The sequence below is a fragment of the Paraburkholderia fungorum genome (genome assembly GCF_046027215.1).
Classification (GTDB): domain Bacteria; phylum Pseudomonadota; class Gammaproteobacteria; order Burkholderiales; family Burkholderiaceae; genus Paraburkholderia; species Paraburkholderia fungorum_D.
Genome location: NZ_JAQQEN010000001.1, coordinates 150,244 through 167,467 on the forward strand (window position 1 = coordinate 150,244; position 17,224 = coordinate 167,467).

At 58.5% G+C, this 17,224-nt stretch carries 15 protein-coding genes and 1 tRNA gene; 9 read left to right on the forward strand and 7 right to left on the reverse strand.

Annotation, left to right across the window (positions count from 1 at the left end):
• Positions 1–430: 430 nt before the first annotated feature.
• A complete protein-coding gene (locus PQR27_RS00665; RefSeq protein ID WP_408521812.1) occupies positions 431–1,033 on the forward strand; it encodes a septal ring lytic transglycosylase RlpA family protein in 603 nt (200 codons plus the stop codon).
• Between the two features lie 93 nt (positions 1,034–1,126).
• Here PQR27_RS00665 and rsmI read toward each other — a convergent pair whose 3' ends face one another.
• Complete coding sequence (gene rsmI, locus PQR27_RS00670) at positions 1,127–2,005, reverse strand: 16S rRNA (cytidine(1402)-2'-O)-methyltransferase (protein ID WP_408521813.1); 879 nt, start codon at positions 2,003–2,005, stop codon at positions 1,127–1,129.
• Between the two features lie 118 nt (positions 2,006–2,123).
• Here rsmI and PQR27_RS00675 point away from each other — a divergent pair, with 118 nt between their 5' ends.
• The 8 genes from PQR27_RS00675 to PQR27_RS00710 all read left to right on the forward strand — a co-directional run bounded on the left by PQR27_RS00675 (position 2,124) and on the right by PQR27_RS00710 (position 8,821).
• Complete coding sequence (locus PQR27_RS00675; protein WP_408521814.1) at positions 2,124–2,522, forward strand: YraN family protein; 399 nt, start codon at positions 2,124–2,126, stop codon at positions 2,520–2,522.
• Positions 2,523–2,740: 218 nt separating this feature from the next.
• Positions 2,741–3,328 carry a phosphoheptose isomerase gene (locus PQR27_RS00680; RefSeq protein WP_408521815.1) on the forward strand — a complete coding sequence of 196 codons (588 nt, stop codon included), beginning with the start codon at positions 2,741–2,743 and terminating at the stop codon, positions 3,326–3,328.
• 26 nt (positions 3,329–3,354) lie between these two features.
• Positions 3,355–4,140: a BON domain-containing protein gene (locus tag PQR27_RS00685; RefSeq protein ID WP_408521816.1), complete on the forward strand. Its 786-nt coding sequence runs from the start codon at positions 3,355–3,357 to the stop codon at positions 4,138–4,140.
• Positions 4,137–4,487 carry a c-type cytochrome gene (locus tag PQR27_RS00690; protein WP_408521817.1) on the forward strand — a complete coding sequence of 117 codons (351 nt, stop codon included), beginning with the start codon at positions 4,137–4,139 and terminating at the stop codon, positions 4,485–4,487. Before PQR27_RS00685 ends, PQR27_RS00690 begins: the two co-directional genes overlap by 4 nt.
• A 64-nt stretch (positions 4,488–4,551) precedes the next feature.
• Positions 4,552–4,627 (forward strand) — tRNA-Ala (locus PQR27_RS00695).
• A gap of 397 nt (positions 4,628–5,024) precedes the next feature.
• On the forward strand, positions 5,025–5,882 hold the full coding sequence (locus PQR27_RS00700) for a hypothetical protein (RefSeq protein ID WP_408521818.1): 858 nt from the start codon (positions 5,025–5,027) through the stop codon (positions 5,880–5,882).
• Between the two features lie 954 nt (positions 5,883–6,836).
• Positions 6,837–8,093, forward strand: a complete 1,257-nt coding sequence (locus tag PQR27_RS00705) for a YagK/YfjJ domain-containing protein (RefSeq protein ID WP_408521819.1) — start codon at positions 6,837–6,839, stop codon at positions 8,091–8,093.
• A gap of 263 nt (positions 8,094–8,356) precedes the next feature.
• A complete protein-coding gene (locus PQR27_RS00710) occupies positions 8,357–8,821 on the forward strand; it encodes a hypothetical protein (RefSeq protein WP_408521820.1) in 465 nt (154 codons plus the stop codon).
• A 300-nt stretch (positions 8,822–9,121) separates the two neighbouring features.
• On the opposite strand, the gene PQR27_RS00715 is transcribed toward PQR27_RS00710, so the two are convergent.
• From PQR27_RS00715 to PQR27_RS00740, 6 genes are all read right to left on the reverse strand, one after another.
• Positions 9,122–10,831 carry a LeoA/HP0731 family dynamin-like GTPase gene (locus PQR27_RS00715; RefSeq protein WP_408521821.1) on the reverse strand — a complete coding sequence of 570 codons (1,710 nt, stop codon included), beginning with the start codon at positions 10,829–10,831 and terminating at the stop codon, positions 9,122–9,124.
• Positions 10,831–12,984, reverse strand: a complete 2,154-nt coding sequence (locus PQR27_RS00720; RefSeq protein ID WP_408521822.1) for a hypothetical protein — start codon at positions 12,982–12,984, stop codon at positions 10,831–10,833. Before PQR27_RS00720 ends, PQR27_RS00715 begins: the two co-directional genes overlap by 1 nt.
• A gap of 189 nt (positions 12,985–13,173) precedes the next feature.
• The gene (locus tag PQR27_RS00725; protein WP_408521823.1) at positions 13,174–13,524 is read right to left on the reverse strand and encodes a hypothetical protein; all 351 of its coding nucleotides are present in this window, start codon (positions 13,522–13,524) and stop codon (positions 13,174–13,176) included.
• Between the two features lie 404 nt (positions 13,525–13,928).
• Positions 13,929–14,066 carry a hypothetical protein gene (locus PQR27_RS00730; RefSeq protein ID WP_408521824.1) on the reverse strand — a complete coding sequence of 46 codons (138 nt, stop codon included), beginning with the start codon at positions 14,064–14,066 and terminating at the stop codon, positions 13,929–13,931.
• A gap of 178 nt (positions 14,067–14,244) precedes the next feature.
• Positions 14,245–15,243 (reverse strand): helix-turn-helix transcriptional regulator, encoded by a 999-nt coding sequence (locus tag PQR27_RS00735; protein WP_408521825.1) that lies wholly within the window; start codon positions 15,241–15,243, stop codon positions 14,245–14,247.
• 787 nt (positions 15,244–16,030) lie between these two features.
• A complete protein-coding gene (locus PQR27_RS00740) occupies positions 16,031–17,188 on the reverse strand; it encodes a toxin-antitoxin system YwqK family antitoxin (RefSeq protein ID WP_408521826.1) in 1,158 nt (385 codons plus the stop codon).
• Positions 17,189–17,224 lie beyond the last annotated feature (36 nt).

Sequence of the window (17,224 nt, forward strand, 5' to 3'; positions counted from 1 at the left end):
GGCGATGCGTCCCCATCAAAAATGGGAGCGCGGGTCGCCACTCAAGTATGGGCTGTCGCTGTTGTCGACGGCCATCAAGCATCGATACGTTCGATGCACACGTCTTGCCCAGCCAGGCGCCGCGCGCCTGCAACGGACTTAACTGCCGTGACGCTGGGTGGGGCCTACGCCGCCGTTCCTGCGCGCTGAGTTTCGCACGCAAGAACGTGTTTGCCACGTTCGATGGCGGCATGTGGGGTCTGGTCAGGCTGCCGGGGACAGGTTGCGCCAGACGTGAAAATTAACCGTGCGGTAGCGGCTGTTTGAGCCGCATCCGGGCTTCTACGTACTGCGCTTTTTAGCGCGGCGCGTTGTCGTTCATTGCCGCCGGAGTCGCAGGCAACACGCTCAACTTCGCGTGATGCGGCTCGACAATTTGATTGCACGTCTTATGAAAACTCGGTTATCCCGTGGTCTGGGGACTCTTTTTGCCTTTTTTGTGCTGGCCGGCTGTGCGACGCCTCCGGGCGCGAGCATCACGTCTGAAAGCGGCGTGCCGCTCAGCACCCGGAATGCGCAAGCGGGTTCGTTCGGACCGCAAGCCTACGGTAGCGCGCCGGCCTCCGGTGCTGCCACCCAAGGCACACCGCTAGCCGACGCGCAGCCTCTCACAGACGACAGTTCGGGCATTTCGGACTATCGTGAAACCGGCCGCGCGTCGTGGTACGGCCGCGCCTTCCATGGCCGCCGCACCGCTAACGGCGAACGTTACGACATGCACGCGTTGACTGCGGCGCATCGCACGTTGCCGCTCGGCTCGTATGTTCGGGTGACGAACCCAGCCACCTCGCGCTCGGTCGTCGTCCGTATCAACGACCGCGGTCCGTATGCGCGCGGTCGCGTGATCGATCTGTCGATGGCCGCCGCGAACCTGCTCGACATGCGCCACGCCGGCACGGCGCGCGTGCAGATCGAAGGTTTGTCGCAGCAGGAAGCCAGAACGGCGCGTAACGAGATGCTGGCGTCGAATTCCATGTCGACCGCCGAGAAGTAATGGTGTGGCCGCGGGCGTGCTTCAGGCACGCTCGTGGTGCGAGCCAACAAGCAAGGGGCCGCTTCGCGCGGCCCTTTGCTTTTTTCGGCCCCTTTATTCTTCGTCTTTTTTCAACGCCAACGCCCGCGTGTACAGCGCGTTGCGAGAAGCGCCGGTGATGGCCGCCGCGACTTTTGCCGCGCTGCTCACCGTCAATTCTTCCAGCAGGATGCCCAGCAACGCGTCGTGATCCTCTTCACCTGCCGTTTGCGGCGGCGCGCCTTCCACCACGAGTACAAACTCACCGCGTTGCCGGTTCGGATCGGCGGCGAGCCACGTTGGCCCTTCGGCCAGGGTGCCGCAATGCAGCGCTTCATGTAACTTCGTCAGTTCGCGGGCAATCAGCAGCTTGCGCTCGCCGCCGAATGCGTCCGCCAGTGCCTGCACGGTTTCCACGATCCGGTGCGGCGCTTCGTAGAACACCATGGTGTGCGGATGCGTGGCGAGCGGTTGCAGTGTCGCGGCGCGTGCTTTTGCCTTCGGCGGCAGGAAGCCGAGGAACGAGAACGTGGCGACCCAGTCGCCAGCCGCGCTCAATGCGGTTGCGAGGGCGCTCGCGCCAGGCAGCGGAATGACCGGAAAACCGGCGTCGCGGACCGCGTCGACGAGTTTGGCGCCGGGGTCCGAGATGCCGGGCGTACCCGCGTCGGAAACGTATGCCACGCGCTCGCCGGCTTGCAGATGTTCGATCAGGCGCAGCGCCGCGGCCCGCTCGTTGTGCTGATGGACCGCGACGAGCGGTTTGGAGATGCCGTAGCGCGCGAGCAGTTGTCCGGTGTTGCGCGTGTCTTCGGCCGCGATGCGATCCACCAGTCCGAGCACATGCAACGCGCGCAGGGTGACGTCGGCGATATTGCCGATCGGCGTGGCCACCACATACAGCGCGGCAGCGGGGTACTGCTGCCCTTGCGCGAGTTCGGAGAGAGGAGTCATGAGGCAGAAAACGCAGACAGACAGAACAAGGCCGCCATTGTGCCACGCAGCGCCGCCTGATCCTTTTGGCGTGGGTACGCGGCAAGGGCCGTGCGCTAATGACGCCACGCCGCACAGCATGCCTGTCAACGCGCACAACTTTTCGGGGCCCGCCCGGTCCAATCTCGTCGGCGCTGCATTTGAAGCGCGGGCGCTGGAATTTTTGCAGCGGCAACGCCTGCGGGTCGTCGCGCGCAATGTCTTGTGCCGCGGCGGCGAGATCGACCTCGTGATGCGCGAGCGCGACGGCGCCCTTGTATTCGTCGAAGTTCGCGCGCGTGCGCAGCGGCATTATGGTGGTGCCGCTGCGAGCATCGGGTGGCATAAGAAGCGGCGCATTGTACGTGCCGCGCGGCACTATCTGGCAACCCGCGGCCAGCGCTCGCGCGATGAACCCGCGTGCCGTTTCGATGTGATTGCGTTCGAAGGCGGCCGGCTCGTCTGGCTGCGTGATGCGTTTCGTGCGGACGAAGTCTGACGTGGCACGCGGAGAACGTGCGTGAGTGCGATAAACTTGCGCTCGCGTGTGGGCCACAGGCGAGGCGCGGATGGTAGCGCAAGCCGTGCGTTTTGCGATGTATCGACGCGTGCGCACGCCATCGCCCGCGTGGTTCGTCGGCACGCTAAAGCTTGGCAACACGACTTCACAACACGGCCGCGCACTGCGGTCTATTCGCGGTAGAAGATAGAGACTCGATGTCAGTCGAACGTATTCAACAACACTTCCGCGACAGCGCGGCAGTCAAACTCGAAGCCCTCGAAACCCTGTCGATGCCGATCGCTGCTGCGGTCGACACGATGTTCGCCGCGCTTGCTAACGGCAATCGCATTCTCGCGTGCGGCAACGGCGGCTCGGCCGCCGACGCGCAACATTTCGCCGCTGAACTGATTGGCCGCTTCGAGCGTGAGCGTCCCGGCTTGCCGGCGATCGCGTTGACCACCGACACCTCCGTGCTCACCGCCATCGCCAATGATTATTCCTTCGAGCAGATTTTCTCGAAGCAGGTGTGGGCGCTGGGCCAACCCGGCGACGTACTGCTGGCGATCACCACGTCCGGCAATTCGGCCAATGTGCTGGCAGCGATCGAGGCCGCGCATGAGCGCGAAATGATCGTCGTCGCGCTGACCGGCAAGGGCGGTGGCCGCATGCAGGAAGTCTTGAGCGACACCGATATTCACGTGAGCGTGCCGTCCGATCGCACCGCGCGTATTCAGGAAGTGCATTTGCTGACCATCCATTGTCTGTGCGACGGCATCGATGCCATGTTGCTGGGCGAAGACTGAGACCGATTCCGAAGGAGAGCTAGTTGATGAGCGTATTCCGCGTCAAGAAGACACTGGTGAGAACCGTGCTGGTGGTCGGGTTCGCGGCGGGGCTGTCCGCGACTTTGCAGGGGTGCTTTCTGGCCGTGGGCGCGGCGGCGGGTGGCGGCGCGCTGGTGGCGACCGACCGGCGCACGCTCGGTGCGCAGACGGAGGATCGCGAGTTGCAGGTCAAGGCGTTGTCGCAGATCACCCAGAATTTGCCTGACGCCGCGCACGTCAATGTGGCGGTGTTCAACCGGCGGGTGCTGCTGACCGGCGAGGTGCCGGGCGAAGTTTCGAAGCAGCGGGCCGAGTCGGTCGTGCGAGGCTTGAACAACGTGAATACGATCGTCAATGAACTGACTATCGCGCCGGCTAGCTCGTTCTCGTCGCGTACGAACGACACCTACCTTGAAACGCGAGTGAAGACCGCGCTGATCGCCGAGAAGAACATTTCGGCGAACGACTTCAAGGTGGTGGCTGAGCGCGGTTCGGTGTACCTGATGGGCCTTGTCACGATGGACGAGGGCAATCGCGGCGCGGATGTTGCGAGCCGTGTGCCGGGCGTCACGCAGGTTGTGAAGGTGTTCCAGTACATTCAGCCGCAGGAGGCGGCCGCGGCTGCGGCAGCGACCGCGCCGGTGGTGGCATCGCAGCCGGATGCGAGCGCGCCGACGGTTGGCGCGATTCCTGATTCGTCGGTGAGTTCGCGGCCGCTCGAGCAGCAGGCGCCGGCGCCGGTCAGCAATTCAAATTCCGTGCACCCAGGCAATCCCAAGGCCACGCCATGACGCGGTGTGTGTCTTTGGTCGCAACTACGATGATGATTGGCACGTTGGCGGGCGCTTTCACCTCCGCTGCGCGCGCGGCCGATGCGCCGCGCGGTCAGGTGATTGCCAACGCGAATGCCTGCATGGGATGCCACGCGGTGGACCGCAAGCTGGTCGGGCCGTCGTTCCAGCAGATCGCTGCGAAGTACAAGGGCGATGCTCAAGCGCCGGCAAAACTGTCGCGCAAGGTGAAGGATGGTGGCTCCGGCGTGTGGGGGATGATTCCGATGCCCGCGCATCAATCGATGAGCGATGCGGACATTCGCACTGCAGTGGATTGGGTGCTGGCTGGGGCGCCAGCGAAGTGATGTTTTGCGACCTCGAGGGGCTTGGCAAAACGCAAAATGCCTGTGCTAGAATTGTTTGAACGTTGGGGGGGTAGCTCAGCTGGGAGAGCGTCGCGTTCGCAATGCGAAGGTCGGGAGTTCGATCCTCCTCTCCTCCACCAGAGAATTCAAAGGGTTACAGGTGATTTGCCTGTAACCCTTTTGCGTTTCTGCGATCCGTGTAACCGCTGTGTAACCGTATTCGGTCTACGCCGATCTGCCTTGCGAGCTGCTGAAACTTGCATGCAATCGGCGGGACGGCCGCGTCTTTCGCGCGACAGCGGCAATGTAATAATCAAGGAAGGTTTCCCTAGCCACCCGATCGCAGTGTACTGAATGGCCTTAGTTGCGAAACGCCTCATGCCGCGTTTCACTCATGGCTGCTCCCGGACGGTTCGTTCGTGTCGTCGCGGAGATTGGGGGCGGCGCCCCTTTGGCAGTTTCCGAGTGGGGCTGCAGCAGGCGTCAGCTTGACCTGCTGCGCATGAGCTAAAACGACGAATATAAACAGGACGTAGCATGGCGACCGACCCGAAGACTCCCCGCGAGCGCATTGCAGCCAGTATTCAATTGCGCGATGCAGTTGCCCAGTACGTGCAAATGCAAACGTGGACGCCAGTGATGGCTGCGCTGCTGATGTGCGGGGTGCACCCACCTGCCGGAGCGACCGCTATACCGGATGGTGGCGTCGGGCTAGACGGAGTCGTGTTTAGAAGCGGTGGGAACGATCGCTTTCACGATGCAATGCTTGTGCTGAAAGTTTGGCGTCAGTTCACCGAAGACCATCAACGCGAGCCTGATGATTGTCTTCCGCCCGACATGTTCCTCAAGTGGTGCGAAGTCCAGATCGTGGAAGAGGGGCTCCGTATCGACCCGTGCTGGGTGAATTTCCAACTTGATGTCTTATATGGTCCGGTCGCTCAATCAAACGACATCATTCCCATTGAAGTAGCGGTACATTCGGATGCGGTTTCTACGCTACTAGAGAATCGCAGCAAATCTGAGCTTGCCCCGTCGGAGACATGCGCCGGCAGGGAGTGTGTCAAACCTCGAAAGATTCAGACCAGCGAAGTCATTCGTCTTTTTGAGGGGCTTCCACACCAAAATAAGACGGGTTGGCATCGCGCCTTTGACACAGTGCCGGAAGGTCTGAAGGACGCCCGAGACGAGCCGGAAAAGTCGGGCGTCGAGGCGCTTTGGGATCCTGTACTTGTTGCAGAGTGGATGTGGGGGCAGCGAAGCATGAGTCTCACTCGTCTTGACACTGTATTCAAACAGGAGAGCCTTGAACCTTGGCGTCCCTTCTGGGAAGAAAAGCGAAAGTGGATCGAGCGATCGCAAAAGCGAAGGAGTAAGAGGTACTCCGTTTCTCGGTGACGTCCGGCCAACCTCCGGTCGTTTTCTCCTAAGCCTCTGAAAAAGCTATAGGTCACCTCCAGCCGTTCGGCCGGAGTACCTCCTGATCGGCAAAGTGCGGACACGTCGTTTGAAACGATCAATGCAGATCGAAGCCGACGAACCCACGAACGCAAACCGTGTATATCGTTTGCATACATTGGAGCCGTACTATGCCGATGCATACATCAATGGCCATTCCGAGTCGTCACTTGACTACCGAGGAGCTCGCAGAAGTTGCCGGATGCAAGCCTCGCACCATTCATAAGCGCTACAGCCAAACCGGTAGTTTTCATGGAGTCAGGCCAGTGGGCAAATTGCCTTCGCGTAGGCTCCTTTGGCCCGCGGATGCGATCGATCAGATGCTCGCCGGAGGTGCCAAGTGACCCGTGTCGCTCCCGTCTGTTGTAAGCGCAATGAAGTCTCGTCTCGACTCGAGATTTCGCTTGTGCCTCGTGGCCGGGACCTCGGAGTTTGCATCCAGGTTCACCTAGCCCCGCGGAGTGAAGTCGCCTTTGTGAAAGACACGATTCCGTCACGCGATCGACTTTTGAGCATTATCTTTCACGGCTTCCTATGCCGATCGCTCCATGGGATATCGCGCTCCACTGCGGTCAAGATTATCGGTGGTGTTCTTTCAATCGGCACGTTTCTGTATATCCCAACGTTCACACTAGCGAAGGAATTCTCTGCCTCGCTGAAGCGATTATCCCGATAGGCCTCGTAATATCAAAAGGTGTGGTTTTCTGGTTATTAGTAGGATAACTAATTGATGAATAGTTAAATAACCATGCGAAAAACTAGACCCATTGACCGACGGGGTGAAAGCACACATGTGCTTGATCATCAGTGCACGCCCTATCAGTCATTGCGAAGTACGAGTGATTTTCGTATATCGACAATCGTCATCATGCAGTGACGAAACAGGAAATCAAGATGGCAGATAAAGCAAGAAAGGACGCACCCACAATCGACTTCGAGGTAATCGAAGATATCGACTCAAGATTGAACTCAGCGAGAGATAAAAACGGCAATATCTGGCTACTTGGCCAATACAATCTCACGTTGGGAATGCTCATTCGGTTCATGAACTTGGTAATCCGAGGCAACAGGCCCGCATTCAAGGAGATCAATGTGCACGGTGGAAAGCAGTACCTGCCGGCGTCTAAGCTTGGCTACTACTTCAAGGGAATCCATGGTTTCTTGGAAGTGTATTCCCGCGATCTGGTCTTCGCCCCGCACATTCAAGTGCACTTTAACGTGTATCGAAGGCACCCTATTCGGTACTGTGTGCTGGATTCACCGAACCGGATCTCGCACAGCGGCGAACCCGAAGCGAGGGTTTTTGAAGACTTCATCGCAAAGCTTCGTGAAGAAGGCGAACGGATCAACGTGAAGAAAAAGGTAGCTGATTGGCAGCGCAACTACAAGAAGAACAGTAGAAGGCTCCGCCAGTACGAAGCTTATTTATATCGCAAGTATGCGCGGCTTGTATGGATTCGGATCGATTTCCTTTACAAAAAGACGTGCGTGACTGATCAACAAATCAACGAAATCGACGCGACGTTGCAGTCGATCGCCATACGAGATCAGGCGAAGTATCTGGATGGCAAGGAGGACGTGGGAGAGCGCGAGACGATCGCGCGGGTCGACATCAAGGAGATGATGAGCGATAGGGACCATCTGTTTGAGAACATGCGCGGCAAGCCGTCGCTGTTCGAGCACTTGGCAGGTCACATATGGAGTCTTGAATGGTCGCGTATAGGTGGCTATCACATGCATTGCGCGCTCGCATTTGACGGTTCCAAGGTGCACAAACACGAGTGGCTCGCAGATCAGATCGGTGAGTATTGGGTCAACGTCATCACCAACGGACGTGGTTGGTATCACAACTGCAACCGCGGAGCATACCGCGATTACGTCCTAGGACCTGTTGAATATCACGAGACTGACAAGCGGGAACGCTTGTTGAAACGCCTCGAATATCTGGCGAAGAAGGATCAGTTCGTGTACGTGAAGCCGTCCGTGAAGTGCAAACTCTTCGGCACGGGGAGGCTCCCTAAGGTTGCTGAAGGAGGCTCGGGCCGGCCGCGCGGGAAAGGGACTGTCGCACCGAAGACACTCGCGAAGGGCTCTGAGACGGAGCCTTCTTCCGACAAAACCGACGGTGACTGGGGTCCGTATCGGAATTAGTTCCTTGATATGTGAATCAGTTCATTGGGCGTTTTGGGAAAAATCGGAGGTAAGCAGCAAGTTCGGCGGACCGTCATTGTGTCGATCTAGATGGAGGCGTGACTGCGGCGACTCGACGTTCTGCCGGAAGTCAAGGCGGACTGCTTTGTCATGCCACCGGTTGCCACGCCGGTTCGCCACTCTCTCTTTCGGGCAACAACCGAACGCAGGTTGATGCTGCGTATGCGCAGTACAGATCCAGTAAAAATGTACGAGGTTTCAAGATGAACGAAAAAAAAGACAAGTGGAATTCAGCAAGTTTGCAGGGCACGAACGACGATCATGCTCTGATTGCAAGTTTGGACGCGTTAATGCCAGGCGAGCGTCAACAGAAAATCGACAAGTTTCAACAAGCGTATCCGGCTATCGAACGCGCGCTGGATCGTAAGGTTCCGCAGAAGAAGATTGTCGACGAACTCAAGCGCAATGGACTGGATCTATCGCTCGGTGGTCTCAAGGCGATGCTTGCAGATGAACGGAAGCGGCGCAAACAGGCCGGCGACGAGGTCGTGTGCGCTCACTGCGGCCGCGCGCTGGACGGAGCGATTTCGGTGGCGAATACGTCTGGTCGAGACCGATCAGAAGGTGGAGAGCAGGATCAGTCTACTGACCGAGAAATCGAGTCGAATGGTCGAGTGTCGCTAGCATCTGCATATGGACGGCCCGGATACGGTAACACCGACTTTTAAAATGCTAATTGGTGCGTCGCGCTTCTCAGCAAGCTCAAGCTCGATGTGCCATGATCGGCGAGATACGGAAAAAGAGAAATGACTAGAGGGCGCACCGCGGCGGCGTGCCCTCTTTCACGACATCCACTAAATCTCTCACAGCGTTAGCGCTTCGGGACCGCCTTGTAAACAGCACCGCACGTCAAGCCGACATACAGGCATAACTCGCGCATTCCCATTCGCATGAGCCACACGTGACACGCCACCCAGACTGCGGGCGGCGTGACCAACGTCGGACCGCGGAATTAACGCAAGGCCTGATTAAGCAGCATCCATCATCCGGAACTCCGCATCGATCGCTTCACCGTGATCGCGCCAGCGATGGAACTGCTCGCGCTTCTCGCGTCCCGCCACGACGCTTTGCTCGACCGCCGTTACGTTGGCGCGCAAATCGACAAGTTCCGGGAAGAACTGATCCTCGAATTGCGGCCCACCGATCAAACCGAGCAATTCCGCGCGCTGCTTCTCGAAGTTCTCGACCATCTTGTCGAGTACCTGGCGGAACGCCTGTTCGCGTTTCATCTGCTCCACAGAGTCCCAGATTTCGAGCGCAAGACCGAATGCCGACAGCAGGCCGTTGAGCCCCTTCGCGAGATTGACGGCGCCCCACGGCTTGAACTTCAGCATCTTGCCGAGATCGAGACCGACGACCTTCGCGACACCGACAATGCCATCGCGCGCCGCCAGCACCGACGTGTTGTTTATCAAGCCACTCTTGACCACGTAATCGATGCCCTGCTTGCCGTACGCACGCACGCTCGCGTTGAAGTGATTCACCTCCGCGTCGAAGCCGACGGCCATCTTGCTGACCTCGAATTTCACCGAGCGCATCTGCTGATCGAACGCGTTTTGCAGACTCGTGTTGAGCACCACGCCGTCCGAACCAACGTTACGCTCGAAGAATTCCGCGAACGTGTCCATTGACTGCCCTCGCGCCTGCAGAATCAGATCGGTGAAGAAGTCTGTCACAAAGCTGCGCAGACCGATGCGTACATCGGTGATGCGCGCATCGGATGAAATCAGTTGCTTGCGCAACTGGTTGCTCATCGTTTCGAGGCGGTTCACTTCCTGCGCGATGCGGTCGTCGTTATGGACGGCGATCGGCAATTGCTTACCAAGCACGTCGCGCACGATGCTGCGCCGCGTCTCGTCGACGACAGCCGCGATGCCTCCCGCCGCCGAAACTTTTTCCGACGTCGCGCGCTGAAGCAGACCGATGCGCGAGAGCGCGCGAAAACGCTCGAGGTCCGCGAGCCAATATTCCGTGCCCATCTCGAACGGATTGGCGGCAACGGCCACCACGGCGAGCTCGGCGGTTTCCGCGTCGGTCAGCGCGATCAGATCGCGCAGGCGGCCCGCCACGTTGTCCTTCTTGATCGCAAAGAGTTTCGCGTACTCGTGCTCGTCCTCGACATCCGCAACCGCGTCGAAGCGGCTCAGCACGAACACCGTGCGCGGCAGCAAGTTCAGCGAGCGGAACAGCCAGGTGAGATCGTCTCGATGGCTCTCCTTGATCGGGTTCGTCGGGTCCATCACGTAAACCACGAGATGCGCCTCGCTCACGTACTTGCGCGTTAGTTCCTTGTACTTTTCGAGCGTGTTGGTTTGTGTGTCGAACTGCTCCTTGAAGCCGAACAGACCCGGCGTGTCGATCAGCAGGCAATCGGGGCTCGCCTCATAGACCGCAACTGCATTCGACGATTCCTCATGGCTGATTTTCATTGTCGACTTGTCGAGCCGTTCGAGCCACGCGGCCGCGATCGCCGTTTTGCCTTCGGAAAAACCGCCGATCAGCACGACGCGCAGCTTGTCCTCCTCCATGCTGCGGATCGCATTGTCGAGCTTCGTCTTGACGTTCGTGTCGGTGTCGATACCGAACGCTTCGCCTTGCGCGAGGAACGATCGCAGATCGCTGAGCACCTTCAACGTTTCCGCCTGCCGTTCCTTGAAAGACTTGAGTGTCTGTTCCATTACACTGCCTCTGTTTCGGAAATCGTTGTAGAAAATTGCGCGAGATTCGCGCTAACGCGGATCAGTGTTGAATTGATTTGCGCCACCTGATTGACCGATCGCTCGACTTCGGCAGCAATCTCGTCGATGCGCGTCTTAACGCTCTCCATCGCCTTGTCGCAACTGCTCTTCATCGCGTCTTCCATGCGGCCGACGACGCGCCCGATGTTCTCGTTCGCGGCCTTGCGCTGCTGCGATTTTTTGTAATCACTGTCGAAGAAGCCCCAGACTGCTTTCGCGATACTCACGACAAGCGTCACTCCGCCGATGGCAAGCGTCACCCAGCCGGCGGGATTCCAGATCATCATTAGCCCCCCTGCGAGCGCCGCAATTAGCGAGATGTAATTTACGCCACGATCGAACTTCATGTTCAATTCGAAGCTACCGAGTGTCGGCGTGTCGATTGATCGATACGCATCCTGTAGTTCCTCGATGCGCCGCTGGAAGCGTTCAAGCGTATCGCTCACGTCCCGCTGGAAACGCGCGAGTTCCCTCTCCATAAGCGTCGGGAGGGCCGATTCAAGCTTCGCCTGCTCGCGCTTCATCGCCGCGCGCAGTGCGTCCTTCACGTCGTCGTTATCGATGCCGTCCTTGATTCGCTCGTAGATCTGCTCGCGGACGCGCGTTTCGAACGTGCGGATCGCGGCGTCCGCATGCGTTTGCAACGCGGGGCCGAGCGCATTCACCGCGAGTTCCAACTGCTCGCTGACGTGGGCCCAGTCGCGCTGCACGTCCGCAGCGAGCGGCGCGACCTTGTCGCGCTGGATCAGCGCAATCGTACCGGCCGCCGTCTGCACGGCGCTGCGCACTTTGTGAACGTTCGAGGCACGGATACGCGCGTCGCTGTCGGTTACCATGCTGCGGCTCAACCAGTCGAGAAACGACTGGAAACCCGACCTAGCGAGCACGTCCGCGGGGCTCCCCTTCGCGAGGAATTTCTCGCGGCTGCGCGCGGCGTCCGAGCCCGGCACGAGACAATCGCCCGCCGCGAGAAACGCGGGCTGCGCGCTCAACGCGATGTAACGCTGATAGTTGTTGCCCAGATGCTCGCGCATCGTTTCGTCCAGCACGGCGAGGCTCGCGCGTTCGCCCTGGTTCAGCAAATCGCCCTTTTCGAGTTGGATCGGATTCGTGACGCGCTTGTTGAAAATCGACCAGACTTCGGTTTGATCGCCGAGATGCTCGCGAATCTTTTCGAGCGTGCCTTGCCCGTCCTTGTCGCCGGTCTGCGGTGCCGAAGGCTTGCCGGTTACATAGAACACCGCGTGTGCGGCCTTCACCGCGCCAAGAATGCTGTCAATGACGCGTGCTTCCTTGCCCTCGATGCCGGGCACGTCGAGCAGTTCGAAGCGCTGACCGTTCGCATCGAATTCGTAGCCGTGTGCGTCGAGCGTGTAGTCGGAGCGGCCCGTGCCGATAATCTGGCCGTCCGCGAACGGCACGAGGCTGTCGAGCATCGCATGCGCTTTCGCCTGCTGGGCTTCGAGCGACTGAAGCGCCGTTTGCGCGCTGTCGAGCTGCGCATCGAGCCGCGCGCGCTCCACCTCGTGCGCAGCCACAAGTTCCCGCTGCCGCTGCCCTGTACGCGCGAATTCGAGTTGCTCCGGTAGCTTGCTGAACAGCCACACGAGCTTTTGCCACAACGATGCGGCCCGCTTCTTCGCCTCAATCGCGAGATGCAGCCCATTCAGTTCCTGTTGGAGCGCATCGCGATCGGCGTCGAGTTGCGCTTTACGTTCGGCGACTTGCTCGCGCTGCGCGTCGAGCGTCGCTCGGCTCACTTCGATTGACTCGGCACGCGCCGCCAACGATGCTTCGCTGATGCCGAACTCGGCCTCTTTCGCGCGAAACGCGGAGCGCGCCTCCGTCTTCGTTCGCTCTTGCAGCAGGATACGCAGCGTTTCGATGATCGTCGACTTGCCCGCGTTCGTTTCGCCATAAAACGCGATCGTAAACGTGTCCCAGCGCGCGTGCCGTTGCAAGGCCTCTATTCGCTTCGCAAGATCGTCATGAATCGGAGCGAGGAGATCGACGACCTGCTTCATCGTGCTCGCAACGCGCGGGTCCGTTGCATCGAATTTGAGCTGCCTGAGCAAATCGTCGATCTCGTTCAATACGGCTCGGTGTAGGCCATTCGATGATGTATCGTCGGTTTGTTGCATGCTGGACCGATATTGTAGGTATGGTTGGAGAAATAAAACGAAACAACAAGTGCGCGTAACCGTGTTGCAGTCGCGACACTCGGGACATGTCAGGGAAGTGACTATCCTTCTTGCATCAATTCACACTTGTTGTCGATTTCGTTATTTTTCTTTCTTATGGACGACGCTTAGTTGTCCCTTGATCTGGTTCTTTCCCAACTCATAGTCTGGGTTCCATGTTGCCAGATTGTGGGCTGCGATCGCTGCGGCCGTTGCTACGCCAGCAATTGCAGTGATTCCACCGAGCACAGAACCAGCCATTGCCGCCGACCTGTACTCGGTGTAAACGCGGCAGCTCAGACCAGCCTTCTCGATCCGTCCTTCGACTTTTTCGACCACCGATCCCATGTGCTGGATGTTGACGATCTCAAACGATGTTTTTGACTCTATCAAACTGTCCAGCTTGGCGTTTGTCAGTTCGTCCGTCGTATACAGCGCCAACTCAATAGACATGGAAAGCCTCACCTGAAATTATTAAGAATTAACCAAGCAGACGCGATGGGTGCTCACCGGATAGATCACGTCTTAAGTCACTCGCGGCGGTTTGGCAAATCATCCACGTGAGCGTTGTACTTCAATCACACACGCTGCCAAACCTGCTTAAATCGGCCGGAAACCCGTTCAATCAGATTCGGCTGGGATAGAGCCAACGTATGTGCACCACATCGCGGGCAACGCGAGCGGCTATCCATGTTCGGTATCAGGACATCGCTAAGCGGAGCAAACGTATGTTTCCAACCGCACTGACTACATTTCAACGTAAAGGGCGCGGGGCGTACTGGCATATCGCTTCTGGTAGCTTGTTCGTTATATGTCGCGGACTACTTCGTTCGAGCGTCGATTACGCGTGAAACGAGTCATCCGCGTTGAGCATCGGTCTTTACCGAATCGACGTATGCTCCAACTGCCGCAGTACCCACCACAGCAACGACAAACACGATCGCAAACGCGGCCAGATGTTGCAGGGGTGAGGAGTAGTTGCAATTCGTGAACATGTTTTCTCCTGTCAGAGGTGTAATAGGACGGCATCAACATGCCGCCCTATCAGGTTAGCCCCACTTTCAGACAAATCATGTCCGAACGCCCTCAGCAGGAACGGAGCCAATAGCGCAACCGCATTGCTGCACATACTCCATCATTAGCTCGTGAATCGGCGCAGCGCGTCTCACGATCTCACTCGCCTTCGTAAATCCCAGCCAAAGCCTTGGCTTCCGCTGCCAACTCCGAGCGCAGGCCTTCCGGCGCCAACACTTCGACGTTCGGCCCAAACGCTCGCAGCCACCACCGTAACCGCTGGCTCAACAGCACCGTACCACGCACCTTGAGCGTGTCGCCGCTCTGGCTGACCTGTTGATCTAAGGACAGCGGCGCTTCCAGCAGGTGATTGCCTGCGCCGTTCCTGAACCTCAGCATCAGGCGGACCTCGCCTTCGACCATAAAGTCGAACTGACGCTGCTCCCGCACATACTCCGAAAGCCTGAACCCCCGTGGATAGGCAAATAACTCGGGCAACATGGTCGCCCGTACGAGACGATCCAGCCGATACATCGCCGGACTGGGATGACGCGGCATCGCCGCCACGAGATAAATCAGCCCGCCCACTTCGACCAACCCGAGCGGGTGTACGATCTTTGCATCAGTGTTATCGACCTTCGTACGTGGCTGGTAAACGATTTCAAGTTGCTGCTCGTAAAAGAGCGCCTGCGAAACTTCAGCGAAGACGTCGGAATCGACCTCAGGGTATTGCAGCGTGAAGCTGCCTGCCTCGACTTCGATCTTGTCGATCCATTTGCGGTAGCGTCGCTCGTGCTCACTGTTGACAGCTGCCAGTCGCTTGCCTGCTACATCGAACAGCGGTGCCAGCGTTTCGGCCACTAGCGTCGGAATTCGCCAAGTCGCAAAACGGCGCAGCGTCTGGAGGGCCAGCGCCTCATCGTGCGTCATCACGCCGGCTGCGTTCGCGGCTAGGCCGCTCGCGCCCGCAACCTTGCGCCAATACTTTGCCCGCCCACGCTGCTCCATTACGACAAGCCCATTTTCGAGCATATCTTCCAGCCGGCGCTGCACCGTCTTCACGACCGGCGGATCAACCAGCATGACGCTGAGCTTGCGATGCACCGCCGGAGTGGAAAGCGGTTCTTCGTCTCTGCCAGCATCCGGCAGAACCTGCATGATTTCTCGATCCAGCATATCGGAAATGGAATCGCGGAAAATGACTCAAGAGCTTACCGTTTATGTAACGACCGATTTTCCTGGCTCTTGAGTGCTACGTGTGAAATATTTGTTTGAGGAAGTCGTTTAATCGTCTGCCTAGATATTGCGGGCATCAGCGGAGAGAATTTGTCTCACGTGATCCATAGGCGGTGCCTCGCGTGTGGTCGCACGACACTCGTGGCGTACGCTCAGCGAGCTGGGTGAAGCTGGCAGAACTGCGCTCCGGGGTCGCGCAGCGCTCAAGGAGAAGGACCGTGAGAAACGCGATGGCAACGCGGCTCAGCTCAGTTAGTTTGTCGTACCTAGTCCGTCTCCTGCCGATGGATTCTGGTTGGCCCGTTGCAGAAGCAGAACTGTCTTCCATCGGTCGGTGCCACGGTCCGATCGAAAGGCGCATTATGTTCGGACACGGTCTGATGCCAAACTTGCACGCGGGACTTATAGCGGGTGATCGCGGTGTGCGACAGCAGACGTTCAACCCTCGACATGAGCGGCCTGTCGGAGCAGGTTCGCTCAATGGACGAATTTTGCCTCACGCGGCGGCCCGAACATGCTTACGTTTATTTTGCCTCACGCGGCGGCTCGAACACGCTTACGTTTCCTTCGCGTGAGTCAGCGCAAAAAAAACCGACCCAAGTGGCCGGTTAAATTTTAACCATTTCGAGAGCTTTGCCAGTATTTGATAAGGTATCGCCATGCATTGGGACGTCGCCAATGTCAAAAAAAGGGCGAAGCTTCTAGGAAGTTAGTCTGGCAATATGCCCTGCTGGCACGATGCTTCCCATTGCCCGACTTCTTCCTGCGGGCTGACGGTATGGACGTCCAGCGCCATGCTGGCCCGTTGCCATTTTTTCATGCAGTCCGCATGGGCCATCCCGGCTGCTGCTTCTGACGCCGCCTGCTGCTCCGCCGCTGTCGGCACCAGCGCGCCGTCCTGATAGGTATCATCGGTTACGAGATTGCCGTCGGCATCCCATTTCCTGTAAGTCCCGTTCATCCGGTCGTTTTGCCATTCGATGTGGGATGTGGGCTTTCCGGTTGCGTTGTCAAAGGCGTCTTCGGCACCGTTTTTCTGCCCGTGTGCGTAGCGAAGTTTGTGAAAGACGATGCCGTCAGGTGTCGATTCCACGTAATCGCCGTCGAGCTTGCCTTCGTCATCGAAGTGACTCTGGAAGGTCATCTTGCCGGTTCCGGCATCGAAGCGTGACTGATCGCCGACCGATATCCCGCGTTGCCAGTGCAGGTCGTACACGAGGTTTGTGGTGACGATGTTGTAGATCTTCTGCTCCCCGTCTGCGCGGCCCTTCTCGAAGGAGACCTCCGATATCACATTGTTGTCGCTGGTCGGCGCGTAGACCTTGACGTCGCCGTCAAGCGCGCCGCCTGTGAACGCCATTTCGTAACGGGTGAGACCGGAACCGGACTCCTTGCACGTAGCCTTGCCGTCAAGGTAGCCCTCTTTGACATCGACGTCGCAGAATACCGTCGACGCACCTCCATGAAAGTTCTGGTTGCCCAGCCCGACGAACTGCATGATCTGCACAAGTCCGCTCTGGGAGTTTCTGAGTTGCTGATCCGGCAGACTGGTCAGATGACCGCTGAAAGGGTGGTTGTCTTCCCCAGCAAAAATCTTCCCGTTCGATATTTGTGCGTTGCGGTAGTCCAGCGTCTTGCTACCGCACGCCGCAAGTCCGAATATCGTGATGCTGGCCACGCTGACCGATAGAAATATGTGCCTTAAAGCTTTCATGGTTCTGGTTGAGTTGAATTTGCGCCCGCCACGAGGGCGAACAAAAAAAGATACCGGGCGTTTCGGTCGTCGATGACCCTGAAAAAAGCGGCCGTAGGTCAGCACCACGCGTCGTCCCACAAGCCGGGTGCCCAGTCGGCAGAGGCGGCTCATGGAGTCTCGGGGCGGACGGGGCGCGTCTTTAAAGAG

Coding starts and splice junctions, on each gene's coding strand:
- PQR27_RS00665 (WP_408521812.1), top strand. CDS start 431: ATGAAAACTCGGTTATCCCGTGGTCTGGGGACTCTTTTTGCCTTTTTT.
- rsmI (WP_408521813.1), bottom strand. CDS start 2,005: ATGACTCCTCTCTCCGAACTCGCGCAAGGGCAGCAGTACCCCGCTGCC.
- PQR27_RS00675 (WP_408521814.1), top strand. CDS start 2,124: ATGCCTGTCAACGCGCACAACTTTTCGGGGCCCGCCCGGTCCAATCTC.
- PQR27_RS00680 (WP_408521815.1), top strand. CDS start 2,741: ATGTCAGTCGAACGTATTCAACAACACTTCCGCGACAGCGCGGCAGTC.
- PQR27_RS00685 (WP_408521816.1), top strand. CDS start 3,355: ATGAGCGTATTCCGCGTCAAGAAGACACTGGTGAGAACCGTGCTGGTG.
- PQR27_RS00690 (WP_408521817.1), top strand. CDS start 4,137: ATGACGCGGTGTGTGTCTTTGGTCGCAACTACGATGATGATTGGCACG.
- PQR27_RS00700 (WP_408521818.1), top strand. CDS start 5,025: ATGGCGACCGACCCGAAGACTCCCCGCGAGCGCATTGCAGCCAGTATT.
- PQR27_RS00705 (WP_408521819.1), top strand. CDS start 6,837: ATGGCAGATAAAGCAAGAAAGGACGCACCCACAATCGACTTCGAGGTA.
- PQR27_RS00710 (WP_408521820.1), top strand. CDS start 8,357: ATGAACGAAAAAAAAGACAAGTGGAATTCAGCAAGTTTGCAGGGCACG.
- PQR27_RS00715 (WP_408521821.1), bottom strand. CDS start 10,831: ATGGAACAGACACTCAAGTCTTTCAAGGAACGGCAGGCGGAAACGTTG.
- PQR27_RS00725 (WP_408521823.1), bottom strand. CDS start 13,524: ATGTCTATTGAGTTGGCGCTGTATACGACGGACGAACTGACAAACGCC.
- PQR27_RS00730 (WP_408521824.1), bottom strand. CDS start 14,066: ATGTTCACGAATTGCAACTACTCCTCACCCCTGCAACATCTGGCCGCG.
- PQR27_RS00735 (WP_408521825.1), bottom strand. CDS start 15,243: ATGCAGGTTCTGCCGGATGCTGGCAGAGACGAAGAACCGCTTTCCACT.
- PQR27_RS00740 (WP_408521826.1), bottom strand. CDS start 17,188: ATGAGCCGCCTCTGCCGACTGGGCACCCGGCTTGTGGGACGACGCGTG.